Annotated in this window: 16 protein-coding genes and 1 pseudogene; 9 read left to right on the top strand and 8 right to left on the bottom strand. The window is 73.5% G+C overall.

The window, feature by feature from the left end; all coding sequences use genetic code 11:
* Positions 1-53: 53 nt before the first annotated feature.
* Positions 54-539, bottom strand: a complete 486-nt coding sequence (locus tag ACIPSC_RS29580; RefSeq protein ID WP_400829719.1) for an FBP domain-containing protein — start codon at positions 537-539, stop codon at positions 54-56.
* Between the two features lie 71 nt (positions 540-610).
* On the opposite strand from ACIPSC_RS29580, the gene ACIPSC_RS29575 reads away from it, so the two are divergent.
* Positions 611-1,180 (top strand): TetR/AcrR family transcriptional regulator, encoded by a 570-nt coding sequence (locus ACIPSC_RS29575; protein WP_400829716.1) that lies wholly within the window; start codon positions 611-613, stop codon positions 1,178-1,180.
* 46 nt (positions 1,181-1,226) lie between these two features.
* Here the strand turns inward: ACIPSC_RS29575 and ACIPSC_RS29570 are convergent, their stop codons facing one another.
* On the bottom strand, positions 1,227-1,688 hold the full coding sequence (locus ACIPSC_RS29570) for a nuclear transport factor 2 family protein (protein WP_400829712.1): 462 nt from the start codon (positions 1,686-1,688) through the stop codon (positions 1,227-1,229).
* Positions 1,689-1,775: 87 nt separating this feature from the next.
* Here ACIPSC_RS29570 and ACIPSC_RS29565 point away from each other — a divergent pair, with 87 nt between their 5' ends.
* Complete coding sequence (locus tag ACIPSC_RS29565) at positions 1,776-2,342, top strand: TetR/AcrR family transcriptional regulator (protein WP_400829709.1); 567 nt, start codon at positions 1,776-1,778, stop codon at positions 2,340-2,342.
* Between the two features lie 220 nt (positions 2,343-2,562).
* Here the strand turns inward: ACIPSC_RS29565 and ACIPSC_RS29560 are convergent, their stop codons facing one another.
* Positions 2,563-3,132 carry a GNAT family N-acetyltransferase gene (locus ACIPSC_RS29560; protein WP_400829704.1) on the bottom strand — a complete coding sequence of 190 codons (570 nt, stop codon included), beginning with the start codon at positions 3,130-3,132 and terminating at the stop codon, positions 2,563-2,565.
* A 317-nt stretch (positions 3,133-3,449) separates the two neighbouring features.
* On the opposite strand from ACIPSC_RS29560, the gene ACIPSC_RS29555 reads away from it, so the two are divergent.
* The 3 genes from ACIPSC_RS29555 (at position 3,450) to ACIPSC_RS29545 (ending at position 6,085) form a co-directional block, all read left to right on the top strand.
* Positions 3,450-3,935, top strand: a complete 486-nt coding sequence (locus ACIPSC_RS29555; RefSeq protein WP_400829702.1) for a hypothetical protein — start codon at positions 3,450-3,452, stop codon at positions 3,933-3,935.
* Between the two features lie 320 nt (positions 3,936-4,255).
* On the top strand, positions 4,256-5,014 hold the full coding sequence (locus tag ACIPSC_RS29550) for a 2OG-Fe(II) oxygenase (protein ID WP_400829786.1): 759 nt from the start codon (positions 4,256-4,258) through the stop codon (positions 5,012-5,014).
* 12 nt (positions 5,015-5,026) lie between these two features.
* Positions 5,027-6,085, top strand: coding sequence for a hypothetical protein (locus ACIPSC_RS29545; protein WP_400829698.1), 1,059 nt, complete (start codon positions 5,027-5,029; stop codon positions 6,083-6,085).
* 20 nt (positions 6,086-6,105) lie between these two features.
* Here the strand turns inward: ACIPSC_RS29545 and ACIPSC_RS29540 are convergent, their stop codons facing one another.
* On the bottom strand, positions 6,106-6,939 hold the full coding sequence (locus ACIPSC_RS29540; protein ID WP_400829783.1) for a DUF4389 domain-containing protein: 834 nt from the start codon (positions 6,937-6,939) through the stop codon (positions 6,106-6,108).
* A gap of 371 nt (positions 6,940-7,310) precedes the next feature.
* On the opposite strand from ACIPSC_RS29540, the gene ACIPSC_RS29535 reads away from it, so the two are divergent.
* The 4 genes and pseudogenes from ACIPSC_RS29535 (at position 7,311) to ACIPSC_RS29520 (ending at position 11,573) form a co-directional block, all read left to right on the top strand.
* On the top strand, positions 7,311-7,862 hold the full coding sequence (locus ACIPSC_RS29535; RefSeq protein ID WP_400829695.1) for a hypothetical protein: 552 nt from the start codon (positions 7,311-7,313) through the stop codon (positions 7,860-7,862).
* Positions 7,859-9,688 carry a GMC family oxidoreductase gene (locus ACIPSC_RS29530; protein WP_400829692.1) on the top strand — a complete coding sequence of 610 codons (1,830 nt, stop codon included), beginning with the start codon at positions 7,859-7,861 and terminating at the stop codon, positions 9,686-9,688. The genes ACIPSC_RS29535 and ACIPSC_RS29530 overlap by 4 nt, the downstream gene beginning before the upstream one ends.
* Positions 9,685-10,539 carry a hypothetical protein gene (locus ACIPSC_RS29525; RefSeq protein ID WP_400829690.1) on the top strand — a complete coding sequence of 285 codons (855 nt, stop codon included), beginning with the start codon at positions 9,685-9,687 and terminating at the stop codon, positions 10,537-10,539. Before ACIPSC_RS29530 ends, ACIPSC_RS29525 begins: the two co-directional genes overlap by 4 nt.
* Positions 10,540-10,732: 193 nt before the next feature.
* Positions 10,733-11,573, top strand: a pseudogene (locus ACIPSC_RS29520) (transposase).
* 14 nt (positions 11,574-11,587) lie between these two features.
* Here ACIPSC_RS29520 and ACIPSC_RS29515 read toward each other — a convergent pair.
* From ACIPSC_RS29515 to ACIPSC_RS29500, 4 genes are all read right to left on the bottom strand, one after another.
* Positions 11,588-12,271 (bottom strand): phosphotransferase, encoded by a 684-nt coding sequence (locus tag ACIPSC_RS29515; protein WP_400829687.1) that lies wholly within the window; start codon positions 12,269-12,271, stop codon positions 11,588-11,590.
* A gap of 145 nt (positions 12,272-12,416) precedes the next feature.
* Positions 12,417-13,376 (bottom strand): bile acid:sodium symporter family protein, encoded by a 960-nt coding sequence (locus ACIPSC_RS29510; protein WP_400829683.1) that lies wholly within the window; start codon positions 13,374-13,376, stop codon positions 12,417-12,419.
* A 179-nt stretch (positions 13,377-13,555) separates the two neighbouring features.
* Positions 13,556-13,921: a hypothetical protein gene (locus tag ACIPSC_RS29505; RefSeq protein ID WP_400829680.1), complete on the bottom strand. Its 366-nt coding sequence runs from the start codon at positions 13,919-13,921 to the stop codon at positions 13,556-13,558.
* A gap of 77 nt (positions 13,922-13,998) precedes the next feature.
* Positions 13,999-14,889, bottom strand: a complete 891-nt coding sequence (locus ACIPSC_RS29500; protein ID WP_400829677.1) for an oxaloacetate decarboxylase — start codon at positions 14,887-14,889, stop codon at positions 13,999-14,001.
* Between the last annotated feature and the right edge of the window lie 58 nt (positions 14,890-14,947).

Raw genomic sequence — 14,947 nt, 5'->3', positions numbered from 1 at the left:
GAGCGCACGCCGTTGCGGCGCCTGCCTTGCTGCGGCGCCGGCGCCGGCGCCGGTCACGCGGTGACCCGGGCGACGAAGGCGGCGAGGTTGGCCTCCGTGCGCCGGATCTTCTCCTCGACGGTGAGCGACTCGTGCAACCGGGTGCCGACCTCCCGCTTGCCGCGCACGTAGAGCGAGCAGGCGAGGTCGGAGCAGATGTACGCGCCGACGGAGTTGCCCTGCTTGCCGGCCTTCCCGGCCCGGGGTGCGACCAGCAGCGAGACGCCCCCGGTGTGGGTGGTCACGCAGAGCGAGCAGATGCTGCGCCGGGCCTGCCAGGCGGCGGCGCCGGAGGAGCGCAGCGCGACCGCCACCGTACGGCCGTCCAGCTCGGTCGCGAGGTAGCCGCGGTCGGGGGCCTGCGGATCGCGCCAGCCGAGGAAGTCCAGGTCCTCCCAAGGGCGTTCGGCGAGATCGCGGGGGACGTGCAGGCGCGTCGCCTCGCCCTTGGTGCAGTTCACGAAGGCGGAACGGATCTCTTGCTCGGTCAGGATCTTCATAGGACGCAACGTAAATTACCTAGGAGCATTAGGCAAATGTATTATGACCTCGGGCGATCGAAGGGAAGGGCATGGCACGGGTAGGGCTGAACGCGGAGCGACTGACCAGGGCGGGGGCGGAGCTGGCCGACGAGGTCGGCTTCGACAAGGTGACGGTCTCCGCGCTGGCGCGGCGCTTCGGCGTCAAGGACGCGAGCCTCTACTCGCACGTCAAGAACTCGCAGGACCTCAAGACCAGGATCGCCCTGCTCGCGCTGGAGGAACTCGCCGACCGCGTCGCCGCCGCCCTGGCCGGGCGTGCCGGCAAGGACGCCCTGACCGCCTTCGCCGACGCCTACCGCGACTACGCCCGCGAACACCCCGGCCGCTACGCCGCCGCGCAGCTCCGGCTCGACCCGGAGGTGGCGCGCGCCAGTGCGGGCGTGCGGCACTCGCAGATGACGCGCGCGATCCTGCGCGGCTACGACCTCGCGGAGCCGGACGAGACCGACGCCGTCCGCCTGCTCGGCAGCACCTTCCACGGCTACGTGGCCCTGGAGCGCGCGGGGAGCTTCCAGCACACCCCGCGCGACACCGAGGACACCTGGTCGCGCATCCTGGACGCCCTGGACGCCCTGCTGCGCGCCTGGCCGAAGGCCTGACCGGTCCGCTCCTGCGCCGGCCCCTCTGCCCACCCCTCCGTGCGGGCTACCGGAGCGGGAAGTCCACCCCGAACTCGTCCGCCGGCCGGGGGTCGTGGATGCGGCGCTCCGCCTCGGTGATGGCGACGTCGTTGATGCTCGCCTCGCGGCGCCGCATCAGGCCGTCCTCGTCGAACTCCCACAGCTCGTTGCCGTAGCTGCGCCACCACCGGCCGTCCGCGTCGTGCCACTCGTACTGGAAGCGGACGGCGATCCGGTCCCCCTCGAAGCTCCAGAGGCTCTTGCGCAGCGCGTAGTCCAGTTCGCGCTCCCACTTGCGCGTCAGGAACGCGACGATCTCCTCGCGCCCGTTGACGAAGGTGTCCCGGTTCCGCCAGGCCGAGTCCGGCGTGTAGGCGAGGGCGACCCGCTCGGGATCGCGGGAGTTCCAGGCGTCCTCGGCGGCCTGCACCTTCTGCAGGGCGGTCTCGCGCGTGAACGGCGGATAGGGCGGGCGGGCTTCGGTCATGACGGCCTCCTCATGTTGAGAACGTACGTTCTCCATCGCTTGCGCCTACGATAGGAAACGATCGTTCTCGACGTCAAGGAGTCCCGCATGCCGGCCCCGATCACCGAGGAGCAGACCCGCCTGGACCGCACGGCCCTGCTCGACGCCGCGGAGCGGCTCTACTACGAGAAGGGCATCCAGGCCGTCGGCATGGACGAGGTCCGTGCGGCCTCCGGCCTGCCGCTGAAGCGCATTTACCGGCTGTTTGCGGCGAAGGAGGACCTCGTGGTGGCGGTGCTCCGGCGTCGCGACGAGCGGTGGCGTGGGCAACTGGCCGCCCATGTCGAGCAGTTCGGCGATCCGCGCGAGCGGGTGCTCGCGGTCTTCGACTGGCTCGCCGGGTGGTTCGCGGAGCCCGGCTTCCGCGGCTGCGCCTGGATCAACGCCTTTGGCGAACTCGCCCCGTCCTCCGAGGCGGTCCTGGCCGAAGTCCGTTCGCACAAGCAGGCGTTCCACGACCAGATAGCACTCTGGGTCCGCGCCACCGGACTGCCGGTGGCCGACCCGGTCCACCTCCTCGCCGAGGGGGCCATCGTCACCGCCGCCATCACCGGCACCCCCGCCCCGGCCGCCCACGCCCGCACAGCCGCCGCCGCCCTCCTCGCCGCCCCCTGACCCGGGGCCGCCCGGTGGGTCCGTGCCACTCTGGGAGACCCGGCCTCGCCCAGGCCTCGGTGGCCCGGTTCGGGAAGCGCCGGGAGGGGGGGCTGCGGTGACTCAGGGGCAGTACCGCAGATATGACGCCGCGTCGGGCGAGGCGCAGTCCCCGGCCTCCCGGGGAATTCCGGCGCGGGCGGGGACGGGGAGGTTGTGCGCGGGGGTGAGCCGGCCGGGGTCAGGAGACCAGGTCGCTCGGGCGGATGCGGTAGACCTGGAGGTTGAGGCCGTAGTACTTGGTGGTCTCGCCGACCCATTCCATGCCGAGCCGCCGCGCCATGGCGATGGCCCGGGTGTTGGTCGGCCGGGCGACGGCGAAGAGCTCCTCGGCGTCCTGGGTGAACGCCCAGGCGATCAGAGCGCGCCCGGCCTCGGTCGCGTAGCCCTTGCCCCACGCGTCGGGAGCGAGCTGCCAGCTCATCTCCAGATCGTCCTCGAACGGCGGCAGCAGCCGGATCCCGAGACCGCCGACGACCGCGCCGTCCTCCTTGCGCTCCACCGCCCAGCGCCCGCGGGGCGTCGGCAGGTTCGGCTGCGCCTCCTGCCAGGCCTGGAGGACGGACCGCATCGCGGCGACGTCCCCGACCCGGTCCATCACCGGGGTGAGCCAGCGGGCCACGTCCGGCGAGCCGTAGATCGCGAGCGCCTGCTCGGCGTCGTCGACGGACCAGTTCCGGACGATGAGCCGGTCGGTGGTCAGCGAGACGTCCATGGTCCGCACCTCCTCGCACTCCCTGCTGGTCATCATGCCCTCGGCGGTCCGTGCCTGCGAGAGGAGGCGGTGGGGCCGACGGCCTCGCTCGCGGGGCGGTCCGGCGTGCTCCGCGACACGCTGTGGCCGGGTCGCCTCCGTCGGCGACGGAGCGTGACCGCGCGGGCTGCCCGGTCCCGGGCCGCCGGCCCGTCGTGGATGACAGCGCCGCCCGGAGTGGTTGTTCCTTCGGAGTGGTTGTTCCCGGGGACACCCGCCGTACGCGGCTCGCCCGCTCCGACCGGGCGGCGCCGCGGCCGGGGCCCCGGCGACGAGGGCCGCCGCCCCGGGGCGGGCGGCTCGTTGGAGTGGGCATGGTCGGTGATGGCGACGACGGTGCGGCCAGGGCGCCGATGGTGTGGGCGCTCGCGGTGCGCGAGGCCACGGACGGGCTGCCCTTCGCGGAGGTGATCGTCGAGGTGGGCCCCCGCCTGCACGGCGAGCTGCTGGAGAACGTCGTGGACAGCGGATTCCTGCTCGCGGCGGGTGACCCGCCGGACACCACCGCCGTGGTGGAGGTGCGCGGGCCGTTGCTGGCCCGCCTGGTGCTGGTGGGCGGCCGGCAGATCTGGGAACCGGCCTCCCCGGTGGTGGCCTCCCCGGGCTGGCTGGCGGCCGCCGAGGAACGGCAGGAGGTGGCCGTGATCGTGGTGCCGCCGGGGACGTGGCCGCCCGGGCTGATGTCCCTGCCGCCGCAGGAGCGCATCGACGCCTTCACCCGGAGCCTGGAGGAGGCCCGGGAGGACGGCCAGGCGCTGCACGGCGCGGCCCGCCTGGACGTCGGCCCGGTGGAGGACTGAGCAGGCCGTGGGGCGGTTCGGCGGGCCGGTCGGCGGGCCGGACCCGGTTCCCTCCACCGCCGGGAACGCCAGGTCCGAATCCCGCCGGACTCGGGCCGCCCGGTGGCGCAGATTGGACGGTGCCGGGGGAGTGGATCCGACCGGTCCACGCCGTGCCGACCGTCCCGCCGCCCGCCGCCTTCGGAGGAACACCCACCGTGATCACCGACCGAGCCACCAACGCATCCACCGACGCATCCGCCGACGCATCCACCGATGCATCCGCCGACGCACCCGGCGGCCGTCCGACCGAGTCGACGGCCGATTCGAGGCCCGCGTCCATGGCCGGGTCGAGGGCCGGGCGCAGCGCCGACCGCCCCACCGGCCGCACCGCCCAACGGCTCCGCCGACGCGTCGACGCGACCGACTGGTCCGCCCTCGCCGGGGAGCTCGACGCCCACGGCTGCGCCCCCACCCCGCAGCTCCTCACCCCCGCCGAGTGCGGCGAACTGGCCGCGCTCTTCGACGACCCGGGGCACTTCCGCACCACGGTCGACATGGCCCGCCACCGCTTCGGCTCCGGCCGCTACCGCTACTTCACCCACGAGCTTCCCGAGGCCGTCCACGCGCTGCGCGAGGCCCTCTACCCGCACCTGCTGACCATCGCCCGCACGTGGGCCGACCGGCTCGGCCGCCCGGCGCCCTGGCCGGACACCCTCGGCGAGTGGCTGGCGCGCTGCCACGCCGCCGGGCAGGACAAGTCGTCGCAGATCCTGCTGCGCTACCAGGCCGGGGACTGGAACGCGTTGCACCGCGACCTCTTCGGCGACCTGGTCTTCCCGCTCCAGGTGGTGATCGGCCTCGACCGGTACGGCCGGGACTACACCGGCGGGGAGTTCCTGCTGGTCGAGCAGCGCCCCCGGGCCCAGTCGCGCGGCACCGCCGCCGGCCTCGAACAGGGCCACGGGCTCGTCTTCACCACCCGTGACCGCCCCGTGCGGTCCGCGCGCGGCTGGTCCGCCGGGCCGGTCCGGCACGGGGTCAGCACGGTCCGGTCCGGCCGCCGCCACGCGCTCGGCCTCGTCTTCCACGACGCCTGAGGGCGGGCTCCGGTGACTGCCACGACGGGCGAGGACGAGGACGGCACGGGGCCGGCCACCCGACCGGCTTCCGGAGAACATCCGCCGACCCGCCGCGACCGCCCGTACACCCTGCTGGGCCCGGACGGTCGTCCGTACCTCAGCGAGACGCCCGGCACCCTCGCCGGCCACCGGCGCGGCCGGCTCTACGGACGCCTCGACTGCCCGTCGGCCCGCCGGGCCATCGCCGCCGGCGGATACGTCCGCCACCGGGTGTTCTTCGCCGACGAGCCGGCGGCGATCGCCGCCGGCTACCGGCCGTGCGCGGTCTGCCTGCCCGCCGCGTACCGGCGGTGGAAGGCGTCGAGCCGTTTCCCGGCATCGGCTTCGGAGGAGACCGTCGTGACCCCGTCCCGCACCCCCTTCACTGCTACCGCTGCCGCCGGGAGCGGCCGAGGCCGGTCGCCGCTGATCCGCGGCGCCGAAGCCACCGCCTACGGGCCGCTCCCGGTGCCCGCCCCGCACACCGGTGCCGAGGTGGCGGCACTCGTCGGTTTGCTCGCCGCGCAGCGGCCGCGGGTCCGCACGGTCGTCCTCGGCCACAGCCGCGACGCCGCCTCCCGCGCCGCCGCCGAGGCCTTCGCCGGGGCCTTCGCCGAGGCCTGGAGCGAGCGGGCGGACCCGGAGCACCGGGAGGCCCGGGAGGGCTCAGGCGGTGATGCGGTGCTCGCGGTCGTCGACTGGCCGGAGCGGGCCGCTTCGTGGCTGCGTGCCGCCCGGCGGTTCACCGCCCCGGCTCCGGACGCCTGGGTGGTCGCGGCCGCGCCGCTGGGCTGGGCCCAGTTGGCGCGCCGCCTCGCGCAGAGCACCGACTGGGATCCGGCGCGGACGTTCGGCTTCGCCTCCCTGGCCGAACCGCGCGCCATCGCCCTGGCGGGCCCCGACGTCCTGGACGGCGTGCGGGGCGCCGCGGCGGGCGGCGGCACCTGGGCGGTCCGCGGCGGCTGGCTCACCACCGACCCGGCCGGCCCCTTGCTCCGGCGCCGACCGAAGGGGCCCGGGTCGGAGGAAGGAGTCCGCTACCGCCCCTGATCAGTGCCGGACGTCCGGCCTCAGCGTGCCGTGTCCGGCGAGACGTGCCCGAGCGGGCCGGGGACCAGTGGCCCCGGCATCAGGGGGCCGCTGCTGTGGTCGTAGTCGTCGTCCGAGTCGAGCGACGCCGTGATCGAGCTGGTGCCCCACGAGACGATGCCGAGGATGATGAACACCACCAGGAGCCCGCGCCCGGCGCCGCTCAGCACCAGCGGGCGGGTCGCCGAGACGGGACCGCCCTCCGCCTCGCCCGGCTCGTCGCCGAACAGCCGCTTCGGGTAGGCCGGGGTGAGCATCAGCAGGTACGCCATGTACCGCATCCGGTAGCGCAGGATCGCCGCGGTCGACTCGAACAGTGGCTCCGGCATCCGCCCGAGCACCAGGACGACCACCCAGCTGATCAACGCCACCATCCACCACCCCGCGAACACCAGCCCCTGGATGATCGCCGCGGGGATGACCAGGATGAGGCGGAAGAACACCGCGAGCCGGTTGAGCTCACCCGGCCGCAGTTCGACCTGGGCGGGGTACTCGGGGGTGCGGAACCGGAACGGCGGGTAGCTGTCGTGGGTGAGCATCAGGTAGGTGGTCACCCGGGTCTCGTACGGGACGTAGCCGGAGAGGTAGTCCGCCGCGAACCCCGGCAGCCGACCGAGGAAGAGTGCCCCGAACCAGCCGATCACGGCGACGAAGAACGCCACCACGGACAGCAACCAGACCACGATGAACTGCGGGATCAGCAGCAGGATCCGGAACAGCACGGTCAGCCGGTTCTGCGGCCCGGGCTTGGGAATGTCCAGCACCGGCAGCCACTCGGTCGCAAAGGGTGGGGGTGCGGGGGGAGCCTGCCACATCCGGGCCTCCGGGTCTCGACACCAGGCGGGCGGCGGTCTGCCGCGACCTGCTCCGAAGATCGCAGCCACCCGGGGGTTCTGCTCGCTGCACTGCGCCGCCCGGGCGATCCGGACTCCGTCGGCGCGGTGCACGGAGTCGGCTCCGCAGTGGTCGTGATCGGTCATGAGGGGCGTTGGTTCGGCCAAGAATTCACGTGAGGACGGGCAGTTGTGGGCATCGGGCCATGGCCCGGGGTGACGCGGGGGAGGATCGAAGCGATGGCGGGGGTGTGCGGTCGCCCGCGCCGTTGAGCTGTCATGACTCGGCCATTCGGCGCGCTCGCGCCGAGCAGTGCTCACGCCTTTCCGTGCTCACCGATGGGGGTACCCGGTTGCCAGCCTTCGACGACCCCGACCCCGACCCCGATCTCGACCCTGCGCGGAGCCCAGGCCCCGACGGCTCCGATGATCACGATCCCGGCGGCCGGCTCACTCACAGCGGCCACGACGCACCCGCCGACCACCACCTCGACCGCATCGACCACGTCGACCGCATCGATCACCTCGATCCTGCGCGCCTCGCCGAGGACGAGGACTTCGCCGACGCTCCCGCCCGCGTCGACTACGCCGACCTCGGTGAGCTCGCCGACTTCGACGCCTTCCTCCGGCTCTCCGCCGAGCTGACCGGCTTCGACGAGGCCGAGCTGCGCGCGACCGGCATGGCGCACGAGCACCACCGGACCGTGCTGACCCGCCGCGTCCGCGACGAGCACGGCCTCGTCCACCTCTGGTACGTCGGTGCCTGGCCGGGCGAGGAGCCGTCCTCGGCCCGCGCCTACGACCAGGGACTGATGTGGCGCACCTTCCACGGCTCCCCGCCCGGCACGGCCGCCCCCGGGTACGGCAGCTGGGCCGAGGCCCCGCGCGAAGGCGGCGACCGGTGAGCCCGCGCTGGGACGCCGTCGTCGTCGGCGCCGGATTCGCCGGCTCGCTGGTCGCCGAGCGGCTCGGCGCTCAGGGCTGGCGGGTCCTCGTCCTGGAGGCCGGCCCGCCCGTCCCCGGTGCCGCCGCCACCGCGAGTGCCTTCCGCGCCGGCGGCGCGCCGTTCGCGCCCTACCCGCAGAGCCCGGACGCGCCGTCACCCGGCCCCGGCGACCTCGCCGGGCACCTCGACGGCGGCTTCACCGCCACCGGCCACCTGACGCAGTACGGCCCCCTGCCGTACGCCAGCGGGTACCTGCGCGTCAACGGCGGCACCGGAATGCTCTGGACCGGCCTCACGCCGCGGATGCACCCCGAGGACTTCCGCACCGGTGACCTCGGCCAGGGCCGCAACTGGCCGATCGGCTACGACGAGCTCGAACCGTACTACCGGCAGGCCGAGCAGGAGCTCGGCGTCGCCGCCGACGCCGACCAGCAGCGCGCGGCCGTCGGCCTGCCCCTGCCCGCGGACTACGCCTTCCCGATGAGCACCATCGCACCGAGCCACCTCGACCGTCAGGTGGCCCGCGCACTCGACGGCCGCACCGTCCGCGATCCCGCGGAGACGGAGGAGGCCCGGCTCGCCGTCGTCCCCACCCCGCACGCCCGCAACGGCCTGCCGACCGGGCCGGCCAGATCGGCCGGCCCGCTCGCCGCGGCCGACCCGGCCGGCCAAGCCAATCCGATCGGCCCACCGTGCGCAGGCAGCGCCAGCTGCGTCCCGGTCTGCCCCACCGGCGCCAAGTACACGCCGCTGCGCACCCAGGGGCGCTGGGCGCCCACCGTCGAGCTGCGCACCGACGCCGTGGTCACCCGGGTGCTCGCCGACGGCACCGGCCGGATCACCGGCGTCGAGTTCCGCTCCCGCGGTGCCGTCCACCGGGTTGCGGCCGACCTGGTGGTCCTCGCCGCGCACGCGATCGAGAACGCCCGGCTGCTGCTCCTCTCCGACCTGGCCGACCGGAGCGGCCAGGTGGGCCGCAACCTGATGGACCACCCGGCACTGCTCACCTGGGGCCTGATGCCCCGGCCCGTCGGCCCCTACCGCGGGCCGGGCTCGACCAGCGGGCTGGAGGCGTTCCGCTTCGGACCGGCCCGTGTCCGACGGGCGCCGTTCCGGATCGAAATCGGGAACTGGGGCTGGTCCTGGGCGGCCGGGCCGCCGCAGGTCGAGGTCGAGCAGCTGCTCGCCGCCGGGGTCCGGGGGAAGGAGCTGCGGGACCGGCTGGGCGACCGGCTCGGGCGGCAGTTCTCGCTCCAGTTCGAGCTGGAGCAGCCCGCCGACCCCGCCAACCGGGTCGTCCTCGACCGTGACCGGCTCGACCCGCTCGGCCTGCCGAGCCCCGCCGTGCACTACGACCTCTCCGAGTACGTCCGACGCGGCATGGCCTCCGCCCGCGCCGTCTCCGACCAGCTGTTCGACCTGCTCGGCGCCGAGGACCACACCCGCTACGAGGCCGGCCCGCGCTGGCCGGGCCGGCTGGAGCACGACGGCCGCGCGTACGCCTACCGGGGCGCGGGCCACGCGGGTGGTACCCACATCATGGGCGACGCACCGGGCACCTCCGTGGTCGACCACTGGCAGCGCTGCTGGGACCACCCCAACCTGTACGCCGTCGGCTGCGGCTCGATGCCCTCGCTCGGCACCTCCAACCCCTCGCTCACCATGGCCGCGCTCGCCCTGCGGAGCGCCGACCGGATCCACCACGACCTGCTCGCCCTCCACCGGCCGGCGATCCTCGGCGCGGGGTCCGGGCGGGCCGCCGACCTCTCCACGGAGTCCTCATGACCGCTCTCCCGCTCCCTCCCGTGCCCGAGCCGTACCACGTGCCGTTCCACTACGGCGCCCTGCACAACGTCGGGGTGGACTACCTCGTCGCGCCGGGCCCGGTGCGCGAGCTGCTGGCCAAGCGGCACCCCGGACTGGAGGCCGCCGACTTCGACGGACGGGCCTGCGTCTCGCTCAACTACCAGCTCTACTTCGCGCAGTACCCCGGTGGCGGTGGCATCACCCAGGAGGTGGAGCTCAACGTCATCGCCCACCCGGCCTTCGCCGAGGACCGCCTGCCCGCGATCAACTACGGTCAGTACACCCGGGGTTACGACCAGACGAAGCTGCTCGGCATCGCCCGGATGCACGTTCTCTGCGACAACCCGCTCGCCATCGACGCCGGCGCCCGCCTCTACGCCGAGCCCAAGCACCCCGGCTGGTTCGAGGTCGAGCTGCCCTCTCCCAATGCGGCGTCCGTGCGCGAGCACTGGTCGTTCATCTGCCGCCGGGCCACGCTGGAGCCGGACGGGCTGCGCCGCCACGACGACCCGGTCCTCACCGTCGAGGCGGACCTGGTCGGTCTCACGCCCGAGCCGGTCGACAGCACGCCGATCACCGGCTACGGCACCGACGACGAGGGCCGGCTGCTCGCGGGTCCGCTCAAGGTCCATGCCCCCTACCGCTTCTACGCCCTGGACGATCGCACCGCCGACCGGGTCGCACTGACCGTGGGCAGCCCGGCGTCCGGACCGGCCTCCGACGCCGCCCGGGATCTGGCGCGCCTCGTGGGTGACGCCCCCGCGGCCGGGGTCTGGACCTACCAGTCCGCCCCGGTGGCCGCCCACCACCGCCCGTACTACGTCCGCTGATTCGGATGAATCCGAGCGGGGGCGTCGGCGGGATCGGCGGAGAGCCTCCGCAGCGCCTGCGTCGGCTGCGCTGCCTGAGGAGCCTCACCCTCTAGGAGCGTCCGCCAGTAGGGCTGGGATGGCTTGGGGGCACGACGGGCGCGGTTCTCGTTGATCATGGAGTTCCTGACGCTCTGTGATCGCGGAGAAGCCTGTGCCCGTCGTGCCCGAGTCCATTCTGGCTCCGATCCGGCAGGAGTTCCTCGCTCTGCTGCCGTATCGGGAGGTCTCCCATCCGCTGGGCTGTCATCGGCCGAGGATCTCGGACGCGGTCGTTTTCGACCGGCTTGTGCTCGCTCTGGTGTCCGGGATGGGCTACGAGCGGGTGGCGGACACGGCATGCTCGGCGACCACGATCCGCCGGCGACGGGACGAGTGGATCGAGGCCGGTGTCCTTGGTCACCTGGTCCTCACGGTGCTGCGGGCCTACGACCGGATGGTGGGCTTGGACCTCGAGGACCTGGCCGCGGACGGCTGCATCACCAAGGCGCCCTCAGGCGGGGAGTGCGCCGGGAAGTCTCCGGTGAACCGCGGCAAGCGGTCCCAGCTGACCGACGGCTACGGGATACCCGTGGTCACGGTGCCCGCCGGCGCGAACATCCGCGACCACACGCTGGTGCCCGAAACCCTCGATGAGTTCGCCGAGTTGACCGAACACCTTGAACCACGCCCCTCAGCACCCGGCCTTGAGCCTGGACGCCGGGTATGACTACCAGCTGGTCTACACCGACCTGGCCGAACGCGGGATCACTCCGCGCATCACCAAACGCGGCACGAAGACACCGATCCAGACCGACGGCCGCTGGGTGGCGGAGCGGACCAACTCGTGGATGAACAACTTCGGCAAGCTCCGCCGCAACACCGAACGACGCCGCCTGTGCACCGAGTTCTACCTCGCCTTGGCCACCGCCATCATCACCGTCCGCAGCCTGATCCGCCGGGCCTGGTACACCCGCCGCTGGGACACCCGACCCACCAGCCCCCGCATCCGATAGCCCCAGCTCACCTCCTACTGGAGGACGCTCCCATGGGCGTCGGCTCCTGCCGCCAGGATCAGGGCGACCGCCTCGTCGAGGGCGGCGATCTCCTCCTGGGTGAGGGTCGGATTGGCGGCCCGCCGGGCCTGCGCCTCAGGCAACAGCATGCCCTCGGTGCCGCCGAGTTGACGCACCAGGGCGGGTAGGACGGTCCGGGCGATTTCGGCGGCGGCCGGCATGGTGAGCGCCGCCTGCGCGATGATCAGCGCGGCCATCGCGGTGTCCAGGCCAGGAGGGGCCTCCTGGGCGGTGGCCCAGTCGATCACCACGGGGCCGTCGGGGGTGAGGAAGACGTTCTCCGGGTGCAGGTCGAGGTGGACGATGCGGTGGGCGGGGTCGGCCCCGGCCCGGGGCGGGATGGCGTGCAGTCGCAGCAGCAGATCGGCCAGCAACTCGCCCGCCTGCTCGCCGCTGAGGGTGCCCGCGACCAGCGCCTCACGCATCGTCGGCCCCGACAGCCGCTGCATCACCAACTCCCCGGCCGCCGCACCCGGCCACACCGCCGGCACCGGATACCCATGCTCGGCTAGGTACGCCATCACGACCGCCTCACCGGTGGCGTCCTCACCGTCGCGGTAGCGCCGCACTACCCGGTCCTCGTCGAGGGCGAACACATCCGCCGTCCGCCCCGCCCCGATCAACTCCCCGATCTCCACCCGGCAGAACTTACACCGAGCGCCGCCGGAGCTGCATCGAGTTCTTCATCGCCCTGGCCACCGCCATCGTCACCATCCGCAGCCTGATCCGACGAGCCTGGTTCACCCGCCGGCCCCCGCATCCGATGGCCTACTGGCGGACGCTCTAACCGAGCGCCTCCCGTCCGTCGGGACGGGCCTCGGTGTCCGGGGCGCGGGACCAGTGGGTGGTGAGGAACGTCCCGGCGATCAGCTGGAGTTGGTGGTAGGCCATCAGCGGCAGGACCAGGGCTCCCGCCTCCGGGCCGAACAGGACGGTGGCCATCGGCAGGCCATTGGCCAGGCTCTTCTGTGATCCGCAGAGGACGGCCGCGATCGCCGACCCCCGGTCGAGGCCCAGGAGGTGGGCACCCAGCCGGGCAAAGGCGAGGGCGACGGCGAGCAGGGCGAGCAGGACGGCCAACAGGCCGAGCAGCGCGCCGGGTGTGATCGTGCTCCACATGCCCTGGGCCACCGCGGCGCTGAAGGCGGTGTAGACGACGAGCAGGATCGAGCCCCGGTCCACCGGGGTCAGGAGGCGTTTGTGGCGGGAGAGGTACCCGCCGATCCAGGGCCGCAGTAGCTGGCCGAGGAGGAACGGGGCGAGCAGTTGCAGGGTGATCCGGGTTAGGCCGTCGGCGGAGAGGGCGGCCTGCGCGCCCAGCAGCCAGGCGGCCAGCAGCGGAGTCAGGACGAGGCCGGCGAGGCTGGAGTACGTCCCGGCGCAGATCGCGGCCGGTACGTCGCCCCGGGCCGCACCGGTCAGGGCCGCCGCGGACTGGACCGTGGAAGGCACCAGGCAGAGGAACAGCACGCCGGTCTGCAACTGCGCGGTCAGGGGAGCGGGCGTCAGAACGGCAGTGGCCAGCCCGAGCAGTGGGAAGAGGACGAACGTGCAGGCGAGGACCAGCCCGTGGAGCCGAGCCCGGCGGAGCCCGGCCAGCGTCTCGCGGGTGGAGAGCCGGGCTCCGTAGAGGAAGAACAGCAGGCCGACCGCGAGGTCGCAGGCGACCTCGGCTGCGCGGGCTGTCCGTCCGGTGGCGGGCAGCAGCGCGGCGAGCAGGACCGTTCCGGCCAGCGCTGCCACGTACGGATCGAGCCAGCGCCGCTGCCGGTTCGAGCGCAGCGCCGAGAGCAGGCCGGACCAGCGCCGAAAGGAAAGCCCGGGCCATCGGCGCTGCCCCGGTTGCCCCGGTCGGCGTGGACCTCCAGTCTCCGTCGGCCGGTCCCGTACGGCCGGCGGAGCCCGGTGCCCGGGGCCGCCACTCATCGCCGGCCTCCTTCGCGAACTCCCGCCGGCCCGGGCAGTCCGGTGGCGCCGGTCGGGGACGTGCCGAGCAGGTCGCCCACCAGCGCGCCGGTGCCGTCGTGGTCGCTGCCCGCGGTGCCCTGGCCGTTCTGCTGATTGGCCGTCCGGTCGATCTCCAGCAGCGAGTCCAGCCGGACCAGCGAGGCCGAGCCGAGCAGCGGGCCCGCCTGGACCGGGGCGCTGCCGCGGGAGTTGTCGATCACGGTGACCAGGCTGCTGCCCTCCGTCGCTGCCGATGCGGCGGAGCCGCCGAGCAACGCCCAGGCGAGGACCAGCCCGACGGCCACCCGCCAGGCCGTCGACCACGCATCTGTCCGTCCCACGGCCCACCTCACTGTCCACGATGCCGTCCACCGCCCGGTCCGCCCGCTGTGCCCGGCCGGTCCGACCGGTGCCGACCTCACACCCGCACCGCCTCGCGCAGGAGCGGCCGGGCGATGTTCCGCTCCAGCAGCTCGGTGGACTCCCGGACACCGATCGGCCGGCTCCCGCCGGCAGCGGCCGGCAGGCGGCCGTCGGCGACCTTCAGCCCGGCCAGCGCCTCGTCCATCGCGTGGTGGGCCGCGAACAGGCAGGGCGTGCTGTAGATGGCGACATCGACGCCGAGCTCGGCCAGCTCGGAGAGCGACAATCGCGGCGACTTGCCTCCGGCGATCTGGTTGAAGAGCAGAGGCTTGCCGTCGACGACCTTGCGGATGCGCCGGATCCACTCCTCGCTGCGCACGCCGTCCACCAGGACGACGTCCGCGTCGGTGGCCGCCAGAGCCTCGGCCCGGCGCAGGATGTCCTCCTCCTCGGTGGCGTCCGTCCGGGCGACGACCACCAGGTCGGTGCGGCTGGCGAGGACCTGGTTGAGCTTCTCCAGGTACTCGTCGAGCGGGAGCACCTGCTTGCCGTCGGCGTGGCCGCACCGGCGCGGGCGCTTCTGGTCCTCCAGGATCACGCCGGAGGCGCCGATCCGCTCCAGCCTGCGCACCACGTGGCAGGCCACCTCGGCGTCGACGTAGCCGTCGTCGATGTCGACGAGGAGGTGGTGGCCGGGGAAGGCGCCGCGCAGCCGCTCGACGAAGGCGACCATGTCGGGCCAGGCGATGAATCCGATGTCGGGCAGGCCGTAGTAGGACGCCGCGAATCCGAAGCCGGAGACGAACATGCCGTGGTAGTGCCCCGCCGCGATGGACGCCGAGTACATGTCGTGGACGCCGATGAGCGGTGTCGTCCCGGGGGCCGCGATCTCCTCCCGGAGCCGCTGTCCGTAGCCGCGGCCCGGTTCCGTCTGTCCGTGAAGCAACGCCTTCTCCTCTGGCTCGAAAGGGTAGGACTTTGCCTCGACTTGGCCATTTCTAGAG

The organism is Kitasatospora sp. NPDC090091 (assembly GCF_044747365.1).
Lineage (GTDB): Bacteria > Actinomycetota > Actinomycetes > Streptomycetales > Streptomycetaceae > Kitasatospora.
This window is presented reverse-complemented; position numbering and strand designations above follow the sequence as displayed.

Coding starts and splice junctions, on each gene's coding strand:
- ACIPSC_RS29580 (WP_400829719.1), bottom strand. CDS start 539: ATGAAGATCCTGACCGAGCAAGAGATCCGTTCCGCCTTCGTGAACTGC.
- ACIPSC_RS29575 (WP_400829716.1), top strand. CDS start 611: ATGGCACGGGTAGGGCTGAACGCGGAGCGACTGACCAGGGCGGGGGCG.
- ACIPSC_RS29570 (WP_400829712.1), bottom strand. CDS start 1,688: ATGACCGAAGCCCGCCCGCCCTATCCGCCGTTCACGCGCGAGACCGCC.
- ACIPSC_RS29565 (WP_400829709.1), top strand. CDS start 1,776: ATGCCGGCCCCGATCACCGAGGAGCAGACCCGCCTGGACCGCACGGCC.
- ACIPSC_RS29560 (WP_400829704.1), bottom strand. CDS start 3,132: ATGATGACCAGCAGGGAGTGCGAGGAGGTGCGGACCATGGACGTCTCG.
- ACIPSC_RS29555 (WP_400829702.1), top strand. CDS start 3,450: ATGGTCGGTGATGGCGACGACGGTGCGGCCAGGGCGCCGATGGTGTGG.
- ACIPSC_RS29550 (WP_400829786.1), top strand. CDS start 4,256: ATGGCCGGGTCGAGGGCCGGGCGCAGCGCCGACCGCCCCACCGGCCGC.
- ACIPSC_RS29540 (WP_400829783.1), bottom strand. CDS start 6,939: ATGTGGCAGGCTCCCCCCGCACCCCCACCCTTTGCGACCGAGTGGCTG.
- ACIPSC_RS29525 (WP_400829690.1), top strand. CDS start 9,685: ATGACCGCTCTCCCGCTCCCTCCCGTGCCCGAGCCGTACCACGTGCCG.